The organism is Curtobacterium sp. ODYSSEY 48 V2 (assembly GCF_023712625.1).
In the GTDB taxonomy this organism is placed as follows: domain Bacteria; phylum Actinomycetota; class Actinomycetes; order Actinomycetales; family Microbacteriaceae; genus Curtobacterium.
Genome location: NZ_JAMAXX010000001.1, coordinates 404,895 through 425,802, shown reverse-complemented (window position 1 = coordinate 425,802; position 20,908 = coordinate 404,895). Strand labels below are relative to the sequence as shown.

At 73.0% G+C, this 20,908-nt stretch carries 24 protein-coding genes; 15 read left to right on the top strand and 9 right to left on the bottom strand.

Annotated elements, in window-relative coordinates; all coding sequences use genetic code 11:
- The first annotated feature begins 34 nt into the window (after positions 1-34).
- The 8 genes from hemQ (at position 35) to M3666_RS02025 (ending at position 8,390) form a co-directional block, all read left to right on the top strand.
- The gene (gene hemQ / locus M3666_RS02060) at positions 35-808 is read left to right on the top strand and encodes a hydrogen peroxide-dependent heme synthase (RefSeq protein ID WP_245172028.1); all 774 of its coding nucleotides are present in this window, start codon (positions 35-37) and stop codon (positions 806-808) included.
- Positions 805-2,037, top strand: coding sequence for a ferrochelatase (locus M3666_RS02055; protein ID WP_066651329.1), 1,233 nt, complete (start codon positions 805-807; stop codon positions 2,035-2,037). The genes hemQ and M3666_RS02055 overlap by 4 nt, the downstream gene beginning before the upstream one ends.
- On the top strand, positions 2,034-3,110 hold the full coding sequence (gene hemC / locus M3666_RS02050; RefSeq protein ID WP_251154344.1) for a hydroxymethylbilane synthase: 1,077 nt from the start codon (positions 2,034-2,036) through the stop codon (positions 3,108-3,110). The genes M3666_RS02055 and hemC overlap by 4 nt, the downstream gene beginning before the upstream one ends.
- 120 nt (positions 3,111-3,230) lie before the next feature.
- On the top strand, positions 3,231-4,001 hold the full coding sequence (locus M3666_RS02045) for a uroporphyrinogen-III synthase (RefSeq protein ID WP_066651333.1): 771 nt from the start codon (positions 3,231-3,233) through the stop codon (positions 3,999-4,001).
- A complete protein-coding gene (gene hemB / locus M3666_RS02040) occupies positions 3,998-5,053 on the top strand; it encodes a porphobilinogen synthase (protein WP_271825934.1) in 1,056 nt (351 codons plus the stop codon). The genes M3666_RS02045 and hemB overlap by 4 nt, the downstream gene beginning before the upstream one ends.
- Positions 5,050-6,414: a glutamate-1-semialdehyde 2,1-aminomutase gene (gene hemL, locus M3666_RS02035; RefSeq protein WP_251154343.1), complete on the top strand. Its 1,365-nt coding sequence runs from the start codon at positions 5,050-5,052 to the stop codon at positions 6,412-6,414. The genes hemB and hemL overlap by 4 nt, the downstream gene beginning before the upstream one ends.
- Positions 6,415-6,555: 141 nt before the next feature.
- Positions 6,556-7,734: a histidine kinase gene (locus M3666_RS02030; RefSeq protein ID WP_251154342.1), complete on the top strand. Its 1,179-nt coding sequence runs from the start codon at positions 6,556-6,558 to the stop codon at positions 7,732-7,734.
- On the top strand, positions 7,731-8,390 hold the full coding sequence (locus tag M3666_RS02025; RefSeq protein ID WP_251154341.1) for a response regulator transcription factor: 660 nt from the start codon (positions 7,731-7,733) through the stop codon (positions 8,388-8,390). Before M3666_RS02030 ends, M3666_RS02025 begins: the two co-directional genes overlap by 4 nt.
- Before the next feature lie 3 nt (positions 8,391-8,393).
- On the opposite strand, the gene M3666_RS02020 is transcribed toward M3666_RS02025, so the two are convergent.
- From M3666_RS02020 to M3666_RS01995, 6 genes are all read right to left on the bottom strand, one after another.
- Positions 8,394-9,284 (bottom strand): L,D-transpeptidase, encoded by an 891-nt coding sequence (locus M3666_RS02020; RefSeq protein WP_251154340.1) that lies wholly within the window; start codon positions 9,282-9,284, stop codon positions 8,394-8,396.
- 85 nt (positions 9,285-9,369) lie between these two features.
- Entirely contained in the window at positions 9,370-9,948 is a 579-nt protein-coding gene (locus tag M3666_RS02015; RefSeq protein ID WP_251154339.1) for a hypothetical protein, read from the bottom strand.
- Between the two features lie 170 nt (positions 9,949-10,118).
- Positions 10,119-10,904, bottom strand: coding sequence for an ABC transporter ATP-binding protein (locus tag M3666_RS02010; protein ID WP_251154338.1), 786 nt, complete (start codon positions 10,902-10,904; stop codon positions 10,119-10,121).
- Between the two features lie 40 nt (positions 10,905-10,944).
- A complete protein-coding gene (locus M3666_RS02005) occupies positions 10,945-11,637 on the bottom strand; it encodes a GntR family transcriptional regulator (RefSeq protein WP_251154337.1) in 693 nt (230 codons plus the stop codon).
- 90 nt (positions 11,638-11,727) lie between these two features.
- Positions 11,728-12,705 (bottom strand): acryloyl-CoA reductase, encoded by a 978-nt coding sequence (locus tag M3666_RS02000; protein WP_251154336.1) that lies wholly within the window; start codon positions 12,703-12,705, stop codon positions 11,728-11,730.
- Between the two features lie 125 nt (positions 12,706-12,830).
- Complete coding sequence (locus M3666_RS01995) at positions 12,831-13,859, bottom strand: 6-phosphofructokinase (protein WP_251154335.1); 1,029 nt, start codon at positions 13,857-13,859, stop codon at positions 12,831-12,833.
- A 161-nt stretch (positions 13,860-14,020) separates the two neighbouring features.
- On the opposite strand from M3666_RS01995, the gene M3666_RS01990 reads away from it, so the two are divergent.
- Both M3666_RS01990 and M3666_RS01985 read left to right on the top strand, forming a co-directional pair.
- Positions 14,021-14,953 (top strand): DNA-3-methyladenine glycosylase, encoded by a 933-nt coding sequence (locus M3666_RS01990; protein WP_251154415.1) that lies wholly within the window; start codon positions 14,021-14,023, stop codon positions 14,951-14,953.
- Positions 14,954-15,018: 65 nt separating this feature from the next.
- The gene (locus tag M3666_RS01985) at positions 15,019-15,207 is read left to right on the top strand and encodes a hypothetical protein (protein ID WP_058750533.1); all 189 of its coding nucleotides are present in this window, start codon (positions 15,019-15,021) and stop codon (positions 15,205-15,207) included.
- An 84-nt stretch (positions 15,208-15,291) separates the two neighbouring features.
- Here the strand turns inward: M3666_RS01985 and M3666_RS01980 are convergent, their stop codons facing one another.
- Together M3666_RS01980 and M3666_RS01975 are read right to left on the bottom strand one after the other, a co-directional pair.
- On the bottom strand, positions 15,292-16,149 hold the full coding sequence (locus M3666_RS01980) for an NAD-dependent epimerase/dehydratase family protein (protein ID WP_251154334.1): 858 nt from the start codon (positions 16,147-16,149) through the stop codon (positions 15,292-15,294).
- Positions 16,150-16,211: 62 nt separating this feature from the next.
- Positions 16,212-16,397, bottom strand: coding sequence for a hypothetical protein (locus M3666_RS01975; RefSeq protein WP_058729353.1), 186 nt, complete (start codon positions 16,395-16,397; stop codon positions 16,212-16,214).
- A 304-nt stretch (positions 16,398-16,701) separates the two neighbouring features.
- Here M3666_RS01975 and M3666_RS01970 point away from each other — a divergent pair, with 304 nt between their 5' ends.
- From M3666_RS01970 to M3666_RS01950, 5 genes are all read left to right on the top strand, one after another.
- Positions 16,702-17,388, top strand: a complete 687-nt coding sequence (locus M3666_RS01970; protein ID WP_066651357.1) for a hypothetical protein — start codon at positions 16,702-16,704, stop codon at positions 17,386-17,388.
- 120 nt (positions 17,389-17,508) lie between these two features.
- Positions 17,509-18,207, top strand: a complete 699-nt coding sequence (locus tag M3666_RS01965) for a YceI family protein (RefSeq protein ID WP_251154333.1) — start codon at positions 17,509-17,511, stop codon at positions 18,205-18,207.
- Positions 18,204-18,719: a sigma-70 family RNA polymerase sigma factor gene (locus tag M3666_RS01960; RefSeq protein ID WP_066651360.1), complete on the top strand. Its 516-nt coding sequence runs from the start codon at positions 18,204-18,206 to the stop codon at positions 18,717-18,719. The genes M3666_RS01965 and M3666_RS01960 overlap by 4 nt, the downstream gene beginning before the upstream one ends.
- Entirely contained in the window at positions 18,716-19,450 is a 735-nt protein-coding gene (locus M3666_RS01955) for a zf-HC2 domain-containing protein (RefSeq protein WP_251154332.1), read from the top strand. Before M3666_RS01960 ends, M3666_RS01955 begins: the two co-directional genes overlap by 4 nt.
- Positions 19,451-19,457: 7 nt before the next feature.
- The gene (locus tag M3666_RS01950; protein WP_251154331.1) at positions 19,458-20,333 is read left to right on the top strand and encodes a serine hydrolase; all 876 of its coding nucleotides are present in this window, start codon (positions 19,458-19,460) and stop codon (positions 20,331-20,333) included.
- 24 nt (positions 20,334-20,357) lie between these two features.
- Here the strand turns inward: M3666_RS01950 and M3666_RS01945 are convergent, their stop codons facing one another.
- Positions 20,358-20,822, bottom strand: a complete 465-nt coding sequence (locus tag M3666_RS01945; RefSeq protein ID WP_158407717.1) for a MarR family winged helix-turn-helix transcriptional regulator — start codon at positions 20,820-20,822, stop codon at positions 20,358-20,360.
- Positions 20,823-20,908: the final 86 nt, after the last annotated feature.

Sequence of the window (20,908 nt, the reverse complement as noted above, 5' to 3'; positions counted from 1 at the left end):
GCCACGACCCAGGCAACCGACAAGACGAGGAACCATGAGCTCCGACGTGCACGCAGCCACGCACGAGAACGTCCCCGACAACGCCGCCGCGCACGGCGGCATCCCGGCGCACGAGACCGACCCGGCGAGCGGGATCGACCCGAACCTCCTCACGGCGTACGCGCTGTGGGCCGTGTTCCGGCGTCCGCTCGGGCCGATCCACCGCGTCGGTGACGACGCCGTCGCCGAGCTCGACGCCGCGGTCGCCCGCGCCGCCGACCAGGGCGTGACGATCCGCGGTTTCTACGACGTCTCCGGCTTCCGGGCCGACGCCGACGTCATGATCTGGCTGCACGGCGACGACGCACAGGCGATCCAGGCCGCGCTCCGCGACCTCCGTCGCACGGCGTTGTTCCAGGACGCCGAGCCGGTCTGGCACGCGATGGCCATGCACCGCGAGGCCGAGTTCAACAAGCGCCACACCCCGGCGTTCCTGCGCGGCAAGGACCCCGAGGCCTGGATCACGGTGTACCCGTTCGTCCGGTCCTTCGAGTGGTACCTGCTGCCGGAGGAGGAGCGCTCGAAGATGCTCCGCGACCACGGCATCGCCGGCGCGAAGTACCGCCGCGTGCTCACCAACACGATCGCGACCTTCGCCCTCAGCGACTACGAGTGGATCCTGCCGCTCGAGAGCCCCGAGCTGGTCGACCTCGTCGACCTCATGCGCGACCTGCGCTACACCGAGGCGCGCCTGCACGTGCGCGAGGAGGTCCCCTTCTTCACCGGTCGTCGGGTGACGACCGCCGAACTGCCGGAGGTGCTGTCGTGACCGACACCAGCCAGATCACCAACGGGAAGGTCCTCGCCGCGACCCCCGCCGCGGCGGACGGCCCCGAGCACGTCGAGGTCCCGACCGCGTACGACGCGATCCTGCTCGCCGGCTTCGGCGGCCCCGAGGGCCAGGACGACGTCATCCCCTTCCTCCGCAACGTCACCCGCGGCCGCGGGATCCCGGACGAGCGTCTGGAGGAGGTGGCGCACCACTACCGCCACTTCGGCGGCGTGAGTCCGATCAACGCGCAGAACCGCGCGCTCAAGGCGGCGCTCGAGGGCGAACTCGCGAAGCGCGGCATCGACATGCCCGTGCTCTGGGGCAACCGGAACTGGGCGCCCTACCTTGAGGAGGCCTTCACCGAGGCCGCCGACAAGGGCTACACCAAGCTCATCGCCATCGCGACGAGCGCCTACTCGTCGTTCTCGAGCTGCCGCCAGTACCGCGAGGACTACGCCCGCGTGCTCACCGAGACCGGCCTGATCGACACGATCCAGGTCGACAAGGTCCGCCAGTTCTTCGACCACCCGGGCTTCGTGCGCCCGTTCGTCGACGGCGTGCGCGACGGCATGGCCCGCGCGATCCGCGAGAACGAGGGCCTCGACGTCGCGACCGAGCTGCACATCCTCTTCTCGACGCACTCGATCCCGTCCACCGACGCGGCGAAGTCGGGCCCCGATTACCGGGGCTTCGACGAGCACGGCGCGTACGAGGCCCAGCACCTCGCCGTCGGCGAGGTCGTCCTCGAGCAGGCCTGGAACGAGCTGCTCGAGCAGCCGGAGTTCGCGCACCTGCAGGGCACGTCGAAGCCCGCGTGGAAGCTCGTCTACCAGTCGCGGTCGGGCCCCCCGACGCAGCCGTGGCTCGAGCCCGACATCAACGACTACATGAACGAGGAGCTGAAGGGCGGCCAGACCCGCGCGGTGCTCATCGTCCCGCTCGGCTTCGTGAGCGACCACATGGAGGTCATGTGGGACCTCGACGAAGAGGCCACCGAGACCGCGGGTGAGCTCGGCTTCTGGTCGCTCCGCACGCAGACGCCCGGCGTCGACCCGGCGTACGTCGCCGGCCTCGTCGACCTGGTGCTCGAGCGCGTCAACGGCACGCCGACGACCGAGCGTCCGCACCTGACCGACATCGGCCCCTGGTACGACGTGTGCCGTCCGGGCTGCTGCGAGAACGTGCGCGCCGGGTTCAAGCCGGCCGCGGCCGGGGTCGCCCCGTGACGGACGCCGACAGCGCGACGCCCTCCGACGGCCCGGCCCCGATCCGGCTCGGCACCCGTGCCAGCCGACTCGCGGTCGCGCAGTCGCAGGACGTCGCCGACCGTCTCGCCACGGCGGCGGGGCGTCCGGTCGAGCTCGTCACGGTGACGAGCGAGGGCGACACGAACCGCGCCTCGCTGGCGAGCCTCGGCGGCACGGGCGTCTTCGCCAGCGCCCTGCGCGAGGCCCTGGTCGCGGGCGAGGTCGACGTGCTCGTGCACTCACTGAAGGACCTGCCGACCGCTCCGTACGAGGGGCTCACGATCGCGTCGGTCCCGAAGCGCGCGGACGCCCGTGACGTCCTGGTCGCCCGGAACGGCGCAACGGTGGAGACCCTGCCCGAGGGCGCGAAGGTCGGCACGGGCTCACCCCGCCGCGTCGCGCAGCTCAGGGCGAAGCGTCCCGACCTCGACGTCATCGACATCCGCGGGAACATCGACACCCGGCTCGGCCGCGTTGACGACGACCTCGACGCCGTGGTGCTGGCCGCCGCCGGCCTCGGCCGGATCGACCGGCTGGACGCAGCGACCGAGCTCCTCGACCTCGGCTTCTGGCCGAGCGCTCCCGGCCAGGGAGCACTCGCGGTCGAGGTCCGGGCGGACGAGACCGACAAGGGCCTGCTCGCTGCGCTCCGCAAGCTCGACCACGCCCCGACGCGCCTCACGGTGACGGCCGAGCGCGAGGTCCTCGCGAAGCTCGAGGCCGGCTGCTCCGCCCCGATCGGTGCCACGGCGGTCGTCGATGCCGAGCTGCTGCTCGTGTCCGCGACGGTCTACCGCCCGGACGGTTCCGAGTACCGCACGGCGTCGCACGCGGCACACCTCGACGGGTCCGCGCAGGACCGTCTCGACGAGGCGCTCGAGGTCGCCGGTCGCGTGGCCGCCGAGCTCCTCGAGAACGGTGCCGCCGAGCTGGCGGACCTGGCGTCGACGGTGTCCGGTGCCCCTGCCGAGGGCGACCACTCCGCCGGGCCCGGTCTCGCCACCCCCGCCGCCGAGCAGCCGGCGGACGACAGCTCCACGACGACGGCCTAGGCGGTCACCACGGACGACACCGCTCGCGTCGCGGACGAGGCACGGCCCCCGGTCGTCCTCGTCCCGCGCGGCGGTGCGTGGGGGGACGCGGTCGCCGCCGCGGCCCGGGAGCGCGGGCTCGTGCCCGTCGTCGTCCCGCTCATCACGGACGCTCCGCCCGCCGACCCGGCGGACCTCGACGCGGCGCTCGTCCGGTTCGCAGACGCCGCGCTCGCCCCGTCCGTCGACCGCGCGTCGGGACCGTCCGTCGTCGACGCCCCGGCCGGGAGGCACGACACACCACCCGCGGTCGGCACGCGTCCCGGGGGAGCCGGCTCCGGAGCCCCCTGGCTCGTCGTGACCAGTGCGACGGCCGTGCGCGTGGTCGCCGGGCGCGTGCCGCGCCTCCCGGCCGGCGTCCGCGTGGCCTGCGTCGGCGACGCGACCGCGCGTGCTGCCCGGCAGGCGGGGTGGCCGGTCGACCTGGTGCCGGACGAGGAGTCCGCCGCCGGGCTCGCCGCGGCCCTGCCGACGGACGCCGGACCCGTGCTGTTCCCCCGATCCGAGATCGCCGCGACCACCCTGGTCGACGCACTGCGCGCCCGCGGCATCGCCGTGTCGGAGGTGGTGGCGTACCGTACCGTGGGGACGGGCCACGATCCGATCGTCCTCGACCCCCCACCGGACGCCGTGCTCGTGACGAGCGGGAGCGTCGCCCGACAGGTCGCAGCGCGGATGACCCCGCTCGACCCGAGCACGCACGTCGCGTGCATCGGACCGTCCACCGCCGACGCCGCCCGTGCCGCGGGACTCCCCGTGCACGTGGTCGCCGCCGCTCGGTCCGCCGAAGCCCTGCTCGACGCCGTCGTCGAGACCCTCCACCCGAACCCCAGAACAGGAAGGTCATCGTGACCGGACGCTTCCCCCAGGTCCGCCCCCGTCGACTGCGGGCCACCCCCGCCATGCGACGACTCGTCGCCGAGACGCGGATCCACCCCGCCGAGCTCGTGCTGCCGATGTTCATCCGCGAGGGCGCCACCGATGCGATCGACATCTCGAGCATGCCGGGCGTGCAGCAGCACTCGCTCGACTCGTTCCGCCGGGCGCTGAACGAGGCCGCGGCGCAGGGCGTCGGCGGTGTGAACCTGTTCGGCGTGCCGACGTCGAAGGACGCCGAGGGCTCCGGTGCGACCGACCCCGACGGCATCCTGAACGTCGCGATCCGCGTGGCGAAGGAGGAGGTCGGTGACGCACTCGTCGTGCAGTCCGACCTGTGCCTCGACGAGTTCACCGACCACGGCCACTGCGGCGTGCTGGCCGCGGACGGCTCGGTCGACAACGACGCGACGCTCCTGCGGTACCGCGACATGGCGGTGGCCCAGGCCGAGGCGGGCGCGGAGCTCGTCTGCATGAGCGGCATGATGGACGGCCAGATCGCCGCCGCGCGCGACGCGCTCGACACCGCCGGCCACAGCGGTACGGCGCTGCTCGCGTACTCGGCGAAGTACGCGTCCGCGTTCTACGGTCCCTTCCGCGAGGCCGTCGCGTCGACCCTGCAGGGCGACCGACGGACGTACCAGATCGACGCCGCCGACGGCCGGCAGGGCCTGCGCGAGGTCCTGCTCGACATCGAGGAGGGCGCCGACATCGTCATGGTGAAGCCCGCCATGAGCTACCTCGACGTCCTCGCCCGCACCGCCGACGTCTCCGAGGTCCCCGTCTGGGCGTACCAGATCTCGGGCGAGTACGCGATGATCACGGCCGCCGCCCAGAACGGGTGGATCGACCGTGACGCCGCCGCGATGGAGGCCCTCGTCGGCATCAAGCGCGCCGGTGCGGACGCGATCCTGACGTACTTCGCCGTGGACATCGCACGGAAGCTCAACCAGGAGGCCGGCCTGCGCACGTCCGGCAGCACCGCGGCGGTGTCCGGCGTCGCCTCGACCGGGAAGGCCCCCGAATGACCACCACCACCGCTTCCACCGGCACCGCTCCGGTGTCGAACGACGAGCTGTTCGGCCGCGCGAAGGACAGCATCCCCGGCGGGGTGAACTCGCCCGTCCGCGCGTACGGCTCGGTCGGCGGCACGCCCCGGTTCCTGACCGCGGCGAACGGCCCCTACGTCACCGACGCCGAGGGGCGGCAGTACGTCGACCTCGTCGCGTCCTGGGGCCCCGCGATCCTCGGGCACGCGCACCCCGGCACGGTCGAGGCCGTGCAGCAGGCGGCATCCCGCGGCCTGTCCTTCGGGGCGTCGACCCCGGGGGAGACCGAGCTCGCCGAGCTCGTGAAGCAGCGCGTGCAGGTCGACGGCGACGGACCGATCGAGAAGCTCCGCATGGTGTCGACCGGCACCGAGGCGACGATGACCGCCATCCGCCTGGCCCGCGGGTACACCGGCCGCGACCTCCTCGTGAAGTTCGCCGGGCACTACCACGGCCACTCGGACTCGCTGCTGGCCGAGGCCGGATCGGGTGTCGCGACGCTCGCGCTCCCGGGCAGTGCGGGCATCACCGCCGAGACCGCCGCGCAGACCCTGGTGCTGCCGTACAACGACCTCGACGCCGTCCGCGCCGCGTTCGACGAGCACTCCGAGCGCATCGCCGCCGTGATCGTCGAGTCCGCCGCCGCCAACATGGGCGTCCTCGCGCCGGAGCCCGGGTTCAACCGGGCGCTCGCGGAGATCACGCGGGCGCAGGGTGCGCTGCTCATCGTCGACGAGGTCCTGACCGGCTTCCGCGTCGGCCCGGCCGGCTGGTGGGGCCTCGAGGCCGACGGCACCGTCCCGGAGGGCACCGGGTGGAAGCCCGACCTCGTCACGTTCGGCAAGGTCATCGGCGGCGGCATGCCCCTCGCCGCGCTCGGTGGTCGTCGTGAGGTCATGGACTTCCTCGCACCGCTCGGGCCGGTCTACCAGGCGGGCACGCTGTCCGGGAACCCGCTCGCGGTCGCGGCCGGCACCGCCACGCTCCGGGCCGCGACGCCCGACGTGTACGCGCACCTGGACCGCACCGCGGCGACGATCGCCGACGCCACGAGCGCCGCGCTCTCGGCCGAGGGGGTCGCGCACACCGTGCAGCACGCCGGCAACCTGTTCTCGTTCGCGTTCGTGGAGCAGGCACCGCGGAACTACGACGACGTCCGCGCGCAGGAGGCCTTCCGCTACGCACCGTTCTTCCACAGCATGCTCGACCAGGGCGTGACCCTGCCGCCGAGCGTGTTCGAGGCGTGGTTCGTCACGGCGGCGCACGACGACGAGGCCGTCGGCCGCGTGCTCGACGCGCTCCCCGCGGCCGCTCGCGCGGCTGCTGCCGCGACCGCGTAGGAGTCCCCTCGCAAGACGCCACGTCGGCGGTTCCGCGCAGCGACATCCCGCTGCGCGGAACCGCCGACGTTGCGTTGTGAAGGTCGGGGTGCGGTCGAGCTCGCGCTGGTGCGGAAACCGAGTGACATGTAGTGTTCCAGTGTGCTGAACACGACGCTGTCTTCGTACTTCCGCTCCGCGCGCGCTCGCCGACTCCTCGTCGACCTGGCCGTGACCGTCGCCTTCGCGTGCGTCATCTGGACGTACTCGCTCACGTACGACGGGTCGGTCGACAAGGGGGACCGGGTCGTCCAGACCTGGACCGGTTGGCACCTGGCGATCCCCGCCGTGACCGTCGCCCTGGTCGGGATCCGTCGGTTCGTGCCGTGGGTCGTGCTCCCCGCGCTGCTCGCAGTGGACTGGTACGACCGCTGGAAGTCCATCGGGAGCGAGCCCTTCGGTGTCGCGATGGGGCTGTTCGCCATCGCCAGCGAGCGTCCCTGGCGCCACACCCTCGTCGCGGGCGGTGTGGCGCTCACCGTGCTCGTGGCGTCGACACAGCTCATCGGCCGGACGACACGAGGGTTCTGGACGTGCCTGATCGTCTACACGTTCGGCATCGTCGCGGGATTGGCGGTGCGCCGTGCACAGGCCGCCCGATGGCGGGTGCTCCGGCTCCTCGCACAGTCGCGCATCGAGCGCAGGACGACCCAGCGCGCCGAGGAGCGAGCGGCGCTGGCCCTCGAGGTCCACGACGTCTGCTCCAACTCGCTCGCCGTCGTCAGTCGACTCAGCGAGGTCGCGCGCAGCCGTGTCACGACCGAGCCCGCCGAGGCGATGCGCCTCCTGGACGACGTCGCGCGCGTCGCACGGGACGGCATGACCGAGGTCCGACGGTTCGTCCGACTCGCCGAGAGCGACCCGGTCGACGGCGATGTCCACGCCATGATCGCGCGCGTCCGGGCGGTCGGCGTCCCGTTGAGGGCGACGATCTCGGGGGAGCCGCGGGACGAGCGGGTCGCAGCGACGGTGTACCGGGTGGTGCAGGAGGCCCTGACGAACGTGCTGCGCCACGCACGTCCGGCACGGGTCGACCTCGAGGTCCACCACGACCAGGACGGCGGGGTCTCCCTGCGGGTCCTGAACGACGGTGTGGTCGCCACCGTGCGCGGGTCCGGCCGCGGGACGCGTGGGATGGCCGAGCGCGTGGCGACGCTCGGGGGGAGCCTCCGAGTCGGGCCCGGGCATGAGGACGGCACCTGGTGCGTGGAGGCGGTCGTCCCTCCGGCCGGCGGCGACCTCGCGACCGCCCAGCGTCGTTCGACGGCGGTGGCACGGTGATCCGCGTCCTCGTCGTCGACGACCAGCACCTGCTCCGCACCGGGACCGCGATGGTGATCGGGACGGCGGACGACCTCGTCGTCGTGGGGGAGGCGCAGGACGGTCTCCAGGCCCTGGAACGGGTCGGTGTCCTCCGGCCGGACGTCGTCGTGACGGACGTTCGGATGCCGGGGATCGACGGCATCGAGACCACCAGGCGGATCACGGAGCGCTTCCCGGCCGTCAAGGTCCTCGTGCTCACGCAGTTCGACCTCGACGAGCACGTGTTCGGCGCCCTCGCCGCCGGCGCGAGCGGCTACCTGCTCAAGGAGAGTTCCGCCGCGGAGCTCTGCACTGCGGTCCGGACGGTGGCCGCGGGCGATGCGATCGTGGCGCCTCGAGCGTGCCGACGCCTGGTCGAGACGGTGAAGCCGGCGTTGCTCACGGCCCGCCCGCAGCAGGCTCCGGCCTCGCCCTTCGACGCCCTCAGTGCTCGGGAGCTCGACGTCGTCCGGGCCCTGGCGGACGGGTCGTCGAACGCCGAGGTGGCCCGGTCCCTCTTCATCTCCGAGGCGACCGTGAAGAGCCACGTCGCGAGCATCCTGCGGAAGCTCGGGGTCCGTGACCGCGTGCACATCGTCATCGAGGCGTTCCGCTGCGGGGTCGTCCGGGACTGATCGTCAGGGCAGGACGACGATCGGCGTCCCCAGCGGCAGTGCGTCGAGCTGCGCGACGGCACCCGGTCGAACGCGGATGCACCCGTGCGACACGCGGCCGCGCGGGTCCGGGTTGGCGTGGATCGCGATGAGCCCGCCGTCGGTGCCGGTGTACGGTTCGTCGGCTGCGGTCGCGTGCAGCGAGGTGAGCTGGATCGCCCCGGGCGCCAGCGCCTGCGCGGGGTCCACGTAGCGGGCCTGGAGGTAGCCGCTCACACCCGTCGGCGTCGGGGTGGAGTCCTGTCCGACTCCGACCTCGTGCCGGTGCGATCCCTGCGCTGTCGTGATCGTCATCGACTGCTCCGCCACACGGACCGTGACCGAGGCGGTGGCTGGCTGCATCGCGGGCAGCTCGTCGGTCCGCGCCCACGCCGCCGTCTGCGCGGGTGCCCCCGACGCACCCGCCGCCGAGGGCAGCGTCTGCCGGGCGGGCGTCAGGACGAGCGTCCAGTCGCCGGTCGTGGTCACCGCGGCGACCACGGTCGGTCCCCGCAGGAAGTTGCGCCCGGGGAGCACGGCGACCGGTTCTCCGTCGCGGGCCGCGTACAGCACGAGGTCGTGATCGAGGAGCCCGGCGTGTGACGCCACAGCGTCGGGCCCGGGCAGGAGTGCGCCGATGACGGCGTCGTGCACGGCGACCGGCAGGTCCTCGGTGGGCGGACCGGCCGGTGCGGTGCTCGCCTCCGGGGAACGGTTCGGTGTGGGGCTCGGCGGGGACTGGCCCTGCGCGGGTGACGTCGGACGTGACGGACGCGGGTCCGTGGAGGTGGTGCTGCACGCCGACGCACCTGCCACGAGGGCAGCACCCACCGTGAGTCCGAGGCAACGGAGCGCCGCACGGCGGTCGAGGGTCATGGATCGGTCCTTTCGACGGTCCGAGGGATCAGCGGTGGGGAGACGGCGGGGCCGCGGCGATGTGGCGCCGCGGCCCCGAGCCGGATCACCCCGCGACGCGCGGGAGCTTGGTCGGGGGCTGGGTGACGCCCTGCTTCCCGACCGGGGCCTTCGGCTTCGAGCTGCCAGATCCGGGGGTGCTCTTCCCCGAGTGGCGGTCGGGGTTCGCCGCCTCCTCCAGCTCCGATCCGTCGTTCGCGCTGCACCCGGCCGCGAGGAGCTGCCGAGCGCTCTCCGGCGTGATGCGTCCGTCCTTGCCGTACACCGGTGTCGGCTTCGTGCCCTTCGTGCAGGTGAAGCGGTCACCCGCCGGCTGCTGCTGGCGCTGCTGCTCGGACTGCGGCTGCTTCTTCTTCTCCGCGGGCGTGGTCGATCCGTCGTTCCCGCCCGACCCCCGCGCGCCGGACCCGGTCGACCCCGACTTCCCGCCGGACCCCTTCGTGTCCGGCGTCCGAGGGTCCTTCCGGTCCTGTCCCTGGTTGCCGGTCTGCTGCTGCGAGGTGGTCGGCCGACCGGTCTCCGACCGGTCCGGTTCGCCGTGCGCCGTGAGCGGCGCGAGGACGACCCCACCCACGAGGGCGAGCCCGGCCGACGTGGCGAGGATGGTCTTCTTGATGGTGTTCACGATGTGCTCCGTTCGGTCGTGTCGGCGGTCTCTCCGTCGACATGAACAGTGAAGCGCTGGAACACCACATTTCACACCGTCCGGACGGACGGTTGCGCACCCCGCCGTCCGGACGACGCGGCGCACGGTTCCCCGACCAGAGGTGGATCCGGACGGGAGGCGCGGTGCGGCTACTCCGCGCGGCGCGCGTGCCAGCGGCCAGCGGTCCGCTCGATGGCCAGCGGGAAGGCGAAGGCGTGCGACACCGCCTCGGACGTGACGACCTCGTCGGCCGGGCCCTGGGCCACCACGGCGCCGTCGCGCAGCAGCATCGCGTGCGAGGTCGACGCGGGCAGGTCCTCGAGGTGGTGGGTCACCATCACGCTGCCGAGGTCCGGCTGGCGCTGGCGCAGGGCGTCGACCGTCTCGAGCAGGTGCTCGCGCGCGGCGACGTCGAGTCCGGTGGCCGGCTCGTCGAGCAGCAGCAGGCGCGGTTCGCTCATCAATGCCCGGGCGATGAGGGTCCGCCCGCGTTCGCCCTGCGACAGCACCGGCCACCGGGTGTCGGCCCGTGCCGCGAGGCCGACGTCCGCGACGTGCCGTCGGGCGGTCTCGAGCTGCTCCGGCGTCGGCTCCCACCGCATCATGAGGTCCGTCGTGCCGGTCAGCCCGGTCAGGACGGTCTCGGTGACCGTCAGCGGCGACAGCATGCGGTGTCGCGGGTCGACGTGCCCGATGTGCTCGCGGAGCTCCCGCACGTCGACGCGGCCGAGCCGACGGCCGAGCAGCTCGACGGTGCCCGCGGTCGGGTGCCCGTTCGCACCGAGGACGGCGAGCAGGGTCGACTTGCCCGCGCCGTTCGGACCCAGCAGCGCCCAGTGCTCACCGCTGCGGACGGTCAGGGCCACGTCGTGCAGCAGGTCCCGCCCGGAGCGGGTGACACGGAGGGCTTCGGTTCTGAGCAGGACGTCGGTCACCCGGCCAGTCTGCCCGGTCGGGTAGCCCGCCCCGCCCGTCTCAGGCGGTCGCGTCGGCGTCGGCGTTCGCGTTCGCGGCGCGGATCTCCGCCATGTGCTCGGCCATCGCGCGGGACATGCCGCGGATGACGGCACCGGCGGCCTCGCCGTCGCGGGCCTTCGCCGCTGCACGGAACGAGTCGAGCCCGTGCTTGACGTCCCAGAACACGAACTCCGGCTGCCCGATGCGCACGAACTTCGCGCGGTTGACGATGCCCTCGGCGGTCTTGACGAGCAGCTCGTTGCCCGAGTGCGCGACGAGGAACGCGATGAGCGCGTCGACGTCGTCGTTCAGGGCGCGGTCCTCGGCGTCGGCGTGCTTGCGGGCCTGGTCGAGGAGCTTGCCGAGCTGCTTCACGGCGGCGTCGTCGAGGTTCGGCACGGCCCAGCGGGCGGCGAGCTCGGCGAAGCCGAAGAGCAGCTGGAACGCGTCGTCGTACTGCTCGCGGGTCGGGGACGCGACGCGGGTGTACCGGTTCGCCTCCATCTCGACGAGCCCGAAGTCGACGAGCTTCGCGATGGCCTCGCGGATCGGGGTCCGACTGACGCCGAGCCACGCGACGAGCTCGTCGTCGTTGAGGCGTTCACCGGCCTGCAGCGTGCCGTCCTGGATCGCGGCGAGCATCTTCTCGAGCACGACGTCCCGCAGGAGCTTCCGGGGGGACGACTCCACCGACGACTTGGGTACCGGCATGGCTGCTCCTCACAGGTTCGGGTGTTCCGTGTGCCAAACCTAGCGTGTCAGTTGGCAAGCGTTCGGGAAATCACCTGAGAGGGAAAAGCATCAGCGTCGCAGGTCGACCACCGTCCGGCCGTGCACCCGTCCGGCGACCACCTCGGCGCCGACCGCGACGGCGTGCTCGAGGTCGACCGTGCGGGTGACGTCGGCGAGCAGTGCCGGGTCGAGGTCGGTCGCGAGCCGCTCCCAGGCCCGCTGTCGCAGCGGCAGGGGTGCCTCGACCGAGTTGATGCCGAGCAACGACACCGCGCGCAGGATGAACGGCATCACCGACGTCGGCAACGCGGAGTCCTGCGCCAGGCCGCACGCCGTCACCGCGCCACCCCACCTCGTCGCGGCGAGGACGTTCGCGAGCGTGGCGCCGCCGACGCTGTCCACGGCGCCGGCCCAGGTCGCGCGCTGCAGCGGCTTGCCGAGCTCGGCGATCGCTGCGCGGTCGACCACGTCCGACGCGCCGAGGGCACGGAGCGAGGCCTCGTTCGCCCGCCGCCCGGTCGAGGCGGTCACGCGGTACCCGCGGGCGGCGAGCAGGGCGATCGCCACCGTGCCGACGCCGCCGGACGCCCCCGTCACGAGCACCGGCCCGTCCTCGGGCGAGACCGTCCGCTCGAGGGCGAGGACGGAGAGCATCGCGGTGAAGCCGGCGGTGCCGATCGCCGCCGCGAACGAGTCCTCGACCGTGTCCGGCAGCACGACGAGGGACCCGCTGGGCACGATGGCGTGCTCCGCCCACCCGCCGTGCCGCGTCTCGCCCAGGCCGGCGCCGTTGCACACCACGCGGTCACCGATCGCGACGTCGTGGACCCCGGGGCCGAGCGCCGACACGGTGCCGACGACGTCGATGCCCGGGACCAGCGGGTCGATCCGGGCGACGCCGGGGTTGCCCGCCAGGGCGAGCCCGTCCTTGTAGTTCACGCTCGAGTACGTGACGTCGACGCACGCCTCGCCCTCGGTGGGGTCGGGGAGGTCGACCTGCGTGATCGCGGGTGGGGTGGAACGGGAGACGAGGACTGCGCGCGTCATGGACCGGACGCTACCCCGTGCCTCCCGGCCGTCGTTCCGACCCATCGCACGGAGGATGGAAGGACGATCCGCGCATGGTGAGCAGGAAGGAACGGCCTCCTACGCGCGGAACTGCGCCGCGCCGCTCAGCCGAACATGATGGCGGCCTCGTCGTACCGCGCCTGCGGGACCGTCTTGAGCTCACCCAGGGCGTCCTCGAACGACACGTGCACGATCTCCGTGCCCTGGAGCGCGACCATCCGGCCCCACCGCCCCTCGACCACGGAGTCGATCGCCGCGAGCCCGAGCCGCGTCGACAGCACCCGGTCGTACGCGGTCGGGGTCCCACCGCGCTGGATGTGCCCGAGCGTCGTGGCACGGGTCTCGATGCCCGTCATCTCCTCGATCATCGGCGCGAGACGCTCGCCGATCCCGCCCAGCCGCGGCCGCCCGAACGCGTCGAGGCCGCGCTCCGTGTGCGCGTTGTCCTCGTGGTCCGGCACGAAGCCCTCGGCGACGACCACGAGCGGCGCCCGTCCCCGGTCGTAGGCGGCACGCACCCACGCCGCGATCTGCTCCATGCTCGTCTTCTGCTCGGGGATGAGGATCGCGTGCGCGCCCGCTGCCATGCCGGAGTGCAGCGCGATCCAGCCCACGTGCCGGCCCATGACCTCGGCGACCATGCAGCGCGAGTGGGACTCGCCCGTGGTGCGGAGGCGGTCCATGGCCTCGGTCGCGATGGCGACGGCGGTGTCGAAGCCGAACGTGTAGTCGGTGGCACCGAGGTCGTTGTCGACGGTCTTCGGGACGCCGACGATCCGCAGGCCGGCGTCGGTGAGGCGCTTCGCCGCGGCCAGGGTGCCCTCGCCGCCGATCGCCACGATGGCGTCGATGCCGTGCCGTTCGAGGGTCTTCGTGATGTTCTCGACGCCGCCGTTCGGTCCCTCGAAGGGGTTCGTGCGGCTGGTTCCGAGGATCGTGCCGCCCTGCTTGGCGATGCCCTGGATGTCCTTGCGACCGAGGGGCACGATGTCCCCGTCGACGACGCCCCGCCAGCCGTCGCGGAACCCGACGAACTCGTGGCCGTGGATCGCGATGCCCTTGAGCACGATGGCGCGGATGACCGCGTTGAGGCCGGGGCAGTCGCCTCCGGAGGTGAGGATGCCGATGCGCACGGAGACTCCAACGTCGTCGGGTTGCGGGGACCTCCCCATCATGTCTGACGGTGGTGTGGCATTACCATCCCCGTGTGTCCCTGCCGTCCTCCGTCGCCTCCGGTCCGTCCGGAGCGCCCGGTCGGCGGCCGGGTGCGTCCGGCCGGGGCGTCGGGTCCGGCCTGACCTCCGCTGCGGCCGTCCGGGTCGACACCGTGTACCGGCCTGGAGGCGCGGTGGACGTCCGCGCGACCCTCCGGCCCCTGCAGCGCGGTTCCGGCGACCCCGCCTTCCAGGTGGTCGGGTCCGACACGTGGCTCGCGTTGCGCACGCCGGCGGGGGCTGCCTCGGTGCTCGTGCGCCGGGCGGGCAGCGATGCCGTCGCGGTCTCCGCGTGGGGTGCCGGTGCCGCCTGGGCGGTCGAACACGCACCGGACCTGCTCGGGCGCGGGGACGACTGGTCCGACCTCGACGTCAGCGCGCACGCCTTCCTGGCCGAGGCGCGACACCGTCAGCCGGGGTTACGGCTGCTCCGGACGAACACCGTCGTGGCGATGCTGGTGCCGGCGATCATGGAGCAGAAGGTGACCTCGCGACAGGCCTGGCGCGCGTGGCGGTACCTGCTCCGGCGCTTCGGCGAGCCGGCACCCGGTCCGGCGCCCGCGGAGATGTTCGTCCCGCCGGCCCCCGAGCAGTGGGCGCGGATCCCGAGCTGGGAGTGGCACAGGGCGGGCATCGAGCCCGGTCGCTCGGCGACGGTGATGCGGGCGGTCAAGGTCGCGCCCGCGCTCGAGCGGACGCTGGGGCTCGGTCGTGGTGGCGCGGTCGTGTCGCAGCGGCTGCAGTCGGTCCCGGGCATCGGGCAGTGGACCGCTGCCGAGACGGCGCAGCGGGCGCACGGGGACCCGGACTCGCCGAGCGTGGGCGACTACCACGTGCCGGCCCTCGTCGGGTGGGCACTGACGGGCGGCCCCGTCGACGACGACGGGATGCTCGAGCTCCTCGAGCCCTGGCGCGGGCACCGCGAGCGCATCGTGCGACTGATCGGGGGCTCGGGCTTCCGGAAGCCGACGTTCGGCCCGCGGATGACGATCCAGGACCACCGCTGGCACTGAGCCCGGACAGGACCGGAGCTGCGACGTAGGCTCCTTGTGAGAACCGATCTCACGAAGGAGGAACCATGTCGGACCCGAACACCACCCCCGCCGCCGAGGCCGAGGAGCACCGCGTCGCCGAGCACGACGTCGCCGACCACGACCACGAGCAGGACGGCGGCGAGCACGAGACCGTCGAGCACGGCGACCACGTCGACTTCGTGCACGACGGCCACCGGCACGCCCGTCACGAGGACCACTACGACGAGCACTGAGCGGCACTGACGTGACCGGCGGCGGCCGGGAGGGGCATGGCGGAGCCGCCACGTGCCTCCCGGCCGTCGTCCGCGCAGCGGCGCCTACGGGTGCCGGGTGCCCTCGCCGGCGAACACGGCCCGGTAGCCCTCGCGGAACGTCGGGTACCGCGGCTCCCAGCCGGTCGAGCGCAGCAGGGCGTTCGCGAGCCGCTTGTCGCCGCCTGCCTGCCGCCCCTCGGGCTCGGCGCTCGGCAGCTGCTCGACGCCGAGCTCGTGCGCCAGGAACGTCAGGACGTCGTCGAGTCGGACCGGTTCGTCGTCGGTACCGAGGTACGTCGGTGCGGGGTCGTCCACCCCCGCCAGGTGGACGAGTGCCGCGGCGGCGTCGTCCCGGTGGATGCGGTTCGTGTGGGGCGACGTGCCGAGCGACAGCCGGGCCTGCCCGGACCGCACCTGGTCGATCAGTCGCTCGCGGCCGGGCCCGTAGATGCCCGACAGCCGGACGAGCACGGCCTCGGGTGCCCGCTCCCGCAGCAGCGCCTCGGCCTCGAGCAGGACGCCGGCGGTCGGGGTGCTCGCCCGCGCCGGGGTCTCCTCGGTCACCTCGTTGCCGTCGTCGACGTCGTACACCGCGGTCGAGGACACGACGAGCAGCCGGGGCGAGGCGCCGGACGCGTCGATGCCGTCGAGCACGTTGCGCAGGCCGTCGACGTAGGTCGCGCGGTACTCGTCCACGGCACGGGAGCCGGCGGCGAAGGCGACGACGACCACGCCCGTCTCCGGGGCGATCGTCGGGACCTCGTGTCGGAGGTCGACGCTGCGGCCGGCGATCGGTGCGGGGATGCGCTCGGCGCGACGGCGGAGCCCGGTGACCGGGTGGCCGAGCGCCGCGAAGCGCAGGGCGACCTCGGTACCGAGGTCGCCGCAGCCGGCGATGACGACGGGGGAGCGGTGCTGCATGCCCTGAGCTTGTCAGGTGCGCGTCGGAGCGGCCCGAGCGCGAGGGCCCGGGCCGTCGGTCATCAGACCTGCTCGTTGTCCGGCGACTCGGGCTCGCCGCCCGAGTCGACGTCGCTGTCCTGCTGCGGGTCCTCGGTCGCGTTGCCGGTGGATGAACCGTCGGGCAGGTCCTCGGTGCGCTGGAACTCGCTCTCGGGGGCGTCCGTGGAGCCGTCGGTCGGGGTGTTCTCGTGCTGCTGGTCGCTCATGCGGCGCACGCTACGCGGGAGCGCCTCCACCGCTGTCCGGGCAGGAGTGTCCCCCGGGAGGCGACTCGGGCGCGGTGCTCGTGCGACCCGTACGGGCGCTGCGTCCCTCGGGTTTGTAACGGAGAGATAACGACTCAGAACTCGTCCAAACCCTTCGGTGGAGGGTCCCGAATCACCTGCATCAACCGGGAAACACCCGGAGCGCTCACCAGCCGCAAGTAGCTGGTTCTCCACCCCTTTCCGGGGTGTGTTCGGCGCACACACAGTGTCCGCGCCGAGCGCGACGACGAAAGGAACGCATCTCATGCGCAAGTCCCTCAAGACCTCGATCACCCTCGCCACCACCGGCGCCCTCGTCCTCGGTGGTGCCGCGTTCGGCATCAGCTCGGCGAACGCCGCGACCCCGAACGTGCAGACGGTCTCCTCCTCGTCCGAGGCGTCGAAGATCCCCGCCCCGGTCGCATCCGTGCCGGACGTCCTCGGCGGCGACACCTCCGTCGCGCTCGACAGCAGCTTCACCGACGCGCTGACCTCGCTGGGTCTGACCCCGGGCGTCTCGGGCGACGCGAAGCTCGAGGACGGCGCCGTGTCGTTCCCGATCACCGCCGGCTCGGTCACCTACTGGAGCCCGGACGGCAACTACCGCCCCTACGTGCAGGGCCTGCTGAACCACAACGGTTCGGGTCTGACCCTCAAGGCCGGCGACACCACGGTCACGCTCGAGAACTTCGTCGTGAACCCGGGCTCGTCCAAGCTCTACGGTGACGTCCTCGTCAACGGCGAGGTCGCCGCGTCGAACGCCTACCTGTTCGAGCTCTGGGGTGGTTCTCTCAAGCCGCTGCAGCTCGAGGGTGACAACGCGGTCCTGACCGGCACCACCGTCCACATCTCCGAAGACGCTGCTGGCCTGCTGAACAAGACCTTCAGCACCGACGCCGTCAAGCGCGGCATGCTCGTCGGCACCGCCACGATCACCGCGCAGATCAAGTAACGCCCCGCGGCACAACCGCCGCACCGGCACCACCACGAGAAGGCGCCGCTCCCGACCACGGGAGCGGCGCCTTCCGCACGTCCGGGTGAACGATCCGGCCGGCTGTCTCGTCGTCAGGGCATGGGACTCCGCACACGTACGAAGGTCGTCATCGGCATCGCCACCGGTGTCGTCGTCATCGGCGCCGCAGCCGTCATCGCCGGCCCGGTCATCTACGCGAACACCGTCAACGGCCAGGCCGCCGCCGCCCCCTCGCTGAGCGCCGCTCCGTCCGGCTCCGGTGCGACGCTCGATGCCCAGCAGGCCGACGGCACCTGGACGAGCACGAGCAGTTCGTACGCCGGGTACCGCGTGCACGAGGTCCTGCAGGGGAATGATGTGGACGTGGTCGGTCGGACGAAGGACGTGCAGGGCACGGCGACGGTCGACGGCGGCTCGCTCACGAAGGCGACCGTCACGGTGCAGGTCGCGACGATCTCCACACCCGAGGCCGCGCGCGACGAGTACTTCCGGAGCAAGGCCCTGCAGACCGACCGGTACCCGACGGCGACGTTCGCGCTGACGGAGCCGGTCGACGTCTCGAAGGCGCTCGACGGCAGCACCCAGGACGTCACGCTCACCGGCACGATGGACCTGCACGGCGTCGAGAAGCCGGTCACGGCCGATGCGCAGGTCGCCGTGACGAAGAACGGGGCCGTCCAGGTCGTCGGCTCGGTCCCGATCACCTTCGCCGACTACGGGGTCGAGGCCCCGTCGCTCGGCTTCGTCACCGTGGACGGGAAGGGCTCGGTCGAGTTCTCCCTCGACCTGGCGAAGTGACCGTGACGAGCCGTTCCGCCGACGAGCTGCTGGCGACGCTGTACCGCGAGCACGGCGACGCGCTCACCCGGTACGTCCGGCACCTGACGCGGGACGGCTCGACCGTCGAGGACGTCGTGCAGGAGACCATGGTCCGCGCCTGGCAGCGTCCGGCGGTGCTCGAGCGGGCGCCCGACAGCGCACGGGCCTGGCTGTTCACGGTCGCCCGGAACCTGGTCGTCGACGACGCCCGCTCCGCACGCAACCGGCGTGAGCAGGGCTCCGAGCACCCGGTCGACCGTGCCGAGGCCGACCGGACGGACGCGGTGCTCGACCGCATCGTCGTGGCGGACGCACTCGCGTCGCTCAGCCCGGACCACCGCCGCGTGGTTGTCGACGCCTACTGGCTCGGCCACACCGTGCCGGAGATCGCACGACGACACGACATCCCCGAGGGCACCGCGAAGTCGCGGTTGCACTACGGGCTCCGGGCCCTCCGGCTCGCACTGCAGGAACGAGGAGTGACCCGATGAGCGAGGACCGGTACGCGGAGTGGGACGCGGCGTACGTCCTCGGCTCGCTCACGCCCGACGAGCGGCTCGAGTACGAGCGGCACCTCGAGACGTGCGACCGCTGCACGGCGGCCGTCGCCGAGCTCGTCGGCCTGCCCGGTCTGCTCGCGAAGCTCCCGGCCGACCAGGCGGTCGAGATCGCGGCACCGGACGGGAGGCCCGACACGCGTCCCGAGAGCGCCCTCGCCGCCGTCGCGCACCGCGTCCGACACCGTCGTCGCCGCCGTCGGGCATGGGTCGCCGTGACCGCGGGGCTGGCGGTCGTCGCCGCCGTGCTCGGCGGGCTCGCCGTCGGCACGGCCGGTGGACGAGGTGCGACGGTGCAGGCCGGTGGCGCGCCCACGACGTCCGCACCGACGACCGCGGGTGACCGCTACACGATGACCGGGTCGCAGGGTCTCGACGTCGACCTGGCCGTGAGCGGCGAGCAGTGGGGCACGCGCTTCGACTGGGGGTGCTCGTACGGCGGCAGGGAGTGGTCGGCGGACGGCTCGGTGATGTACGACCTCGTGGTGGTCCGGAAGGACGGCTCCGTGCAGACCGTGGCCTCGTGGTCGGCAGCCGGGGCCGAGGCCCGCGGGCTGTCGGCGTCGACGGACGTCCCGCGCGACGACATCGCCGAGGTGCAGGTCCGACTGCGCGGCGAACGCGGGTCCCTGGTGAGCACCGACCTCGCTCGACACACGGGATGATGGCGGGGTGGACCGCGCCGCACCAGTGCTCGACGACGTCGTCCGCGCGGTCGCGCGGACGGGCTTCCGCGCCCACGGCCTGCACGTGCTGGTCGGCGACGACACCGCCGAGCACCACTGGTCCGCCGACGTCCGCCGTGACGTGCACTCCGTCGCGAAGGGCGTGGTCGTCCTGGCCGTCGCGACCGCCGCGGACGACGGGCTGATCGCGCTCGACGAGTCCGTCGGCACGCTGCTGCCCGACGTCGTGCTCGGACCGGGTGTGCGGGACGTCACGCTCCGACACCTGCTGACCATGACGAGCGGCATCGACATGCCGTGGTCGCCGACGCAGACCACCGACTGGCCGGACCTGGCACGGGAGTTCCTGGGACGCCCGACCGTCGGACGGTCGTTCCGGTACGCGAACGCCAGCACCTACACGGCCGCGAGGGCCCTGGCCGCACGGGTCGGCGACGTCGGCGCGTACGCGCAGGACCGCATCTTCACCCCGCTCGGCATCGACGACGTCCGCTGGGACCGCTGCCCGCTCGGTCACGTCGTCGCGGGCGGCGGCCTGTGGCTCCGCACCGCCGAGGTCGCGCGCATCGGCCGGCTGCTGCGGGACCGCGGCGCGGCGGACGGGCGTCAGCTCGTGCCCGCGGCGGTCGTCGACGCGATGCACACCGACTGGGTCGCGGCGGGGTCGTCACCGTCGTACGACCGCTACGCCCTCGCGGGCTGGGGCGGCCCGGGACGGACCTGGCGACTGCACGGGGCGTACGGGCAGCTCGTGCTCCTGGACCCGGTCGCCGACGCCGTCGTCACCCTCACCGCGGACGACCACGAGCGTGCCGACGTGACGGCCGCGGCCGTCGCGGAGGTGCTCGCAGGCTCCAGCTGAGCCGGTCCCGCGAGCGGGCTCTCCTCAGGCCTCCGGCTCGACCGGACCGAGTGCGTCGAGGACGCGGTGGGAGACGGACCGCAGGGTGTCCGCATCCGCAGCCACGGGCCTCCAGAACAGCTCCTCGAGTGCCGCGGTGTGCGCGCGGATGCCGGCGAGCACCGCGCGCCGACCCTCGGTCGTCATCGTCACCCAGCTGCCACGTCCGTCCGCCGGGCAGTCCGCGCGGGCGACGAGCCCGCGCCCGACCATCCGCGTGACCTGGTGGCTCACGCGCGACTTCTCCCACCCGATGCCCGCGGCGACGTCACGGACCCGCAACCGGTGGTCGGGAGCGCGGTGCAGGCCGATCAGGATCTCGAACTCGGGGATCGAGATGCCGGCACCCTGCTGGACGGCCTGGTCGAGCGCCCGGTCGAGCCGACGCCAGACGTCGTGGAACGCGTCCCAGGTCGCCCAGTCGTGCCCCTCGCCGCCCTGCTCCGCCATGACCGCCAGCGTAACCAGCGGGCGTGCCGCGGGACCGAGGATCATCCGTTCGGCTGACTCCGGGGCGGCACTCGGCGCGCTCAGAG

Coding starts and splice junctions, on each gene's coding strand:
- M3666_RS01945 (WP_158407717.1), bottom strand. CDS start 20,822: ATGGCGGAGCAGGGCGGCGAGGGGCACGACTGGGCGACCTGGGACGCG.
- M3666_RS01965 (WP_251154333.1), top strand. CDS start 17,509: ATGGGACTCCGCACACGTACGAAGGTCGTCATCGGCATCGCCACCGGT.
- hemL (WP_251154343.1), top strand. CDS start 5,050: ATGACCACCACCACCGCTTCCACCGGCACCGCTCCGGTGTCGAACGAC.
- M3666_RS01970 (WP_066651357.1), top strand. CDS start 16,702: ATGCGCAAGTCCCTCAAGACCTCGATCACCCTCGCCACCACCGGCGCC.
- M3666_RS01975 (WP_058729353.1), bottom strand. CDS start 16,397: ATGAGCGACCAGCAGCACGAGAACACCCCGACCGACGGCTCCACGGAC.
- M3666_RS02005 (WP_251154337.1), bottom strand. CDS start 11,637: ATGCCGGTACCCAAGTCGTCGGTGGAGTCGTCCCCCCGGAAGCTCCTG.
- hemQ (WP_245172028.1), top strand. CDS start 35: ATGAGCTCCGACGTGCACGCAGCCACGCACGAGAACGTCCCCGACAAC.
- M3666_RS01955 (WP_251154332.1), top strand. CDS start 18,716: ATGAGCGAGGACCGGTACGCGGAGTGGGACGCGGCGTACGTCCTCGGC.
- M3666_RS02000 (WP_251154336.1), bottom strand. CDS start 12,705: ATGACGCGCGCAGTCCTCGTCTCCCGTTCCACCCCACCCGCGATCACG.
- M3666_RS01980 (WP_251154334.1), bottom strand. CDS start 16,149: ATGCAGCACCGCTCCCCCGTCGTCATCGCCGGCTGCGGCGACCTCGGT.
- M3666_RS01985 (WP_058750533.1), top strand. CDS start 15,019: ATGTCGGACCCGAACACCACCCCCGCCGCCGAGGCCGAGGAGCACCGC.
- M3666_RS02020 (WP_251154340.1), bottom strand. CDS start 9,284: ATGACCCTCGACCGCCGTGCGGCGCTCCGTTGCCTCGGACTCACGGTG.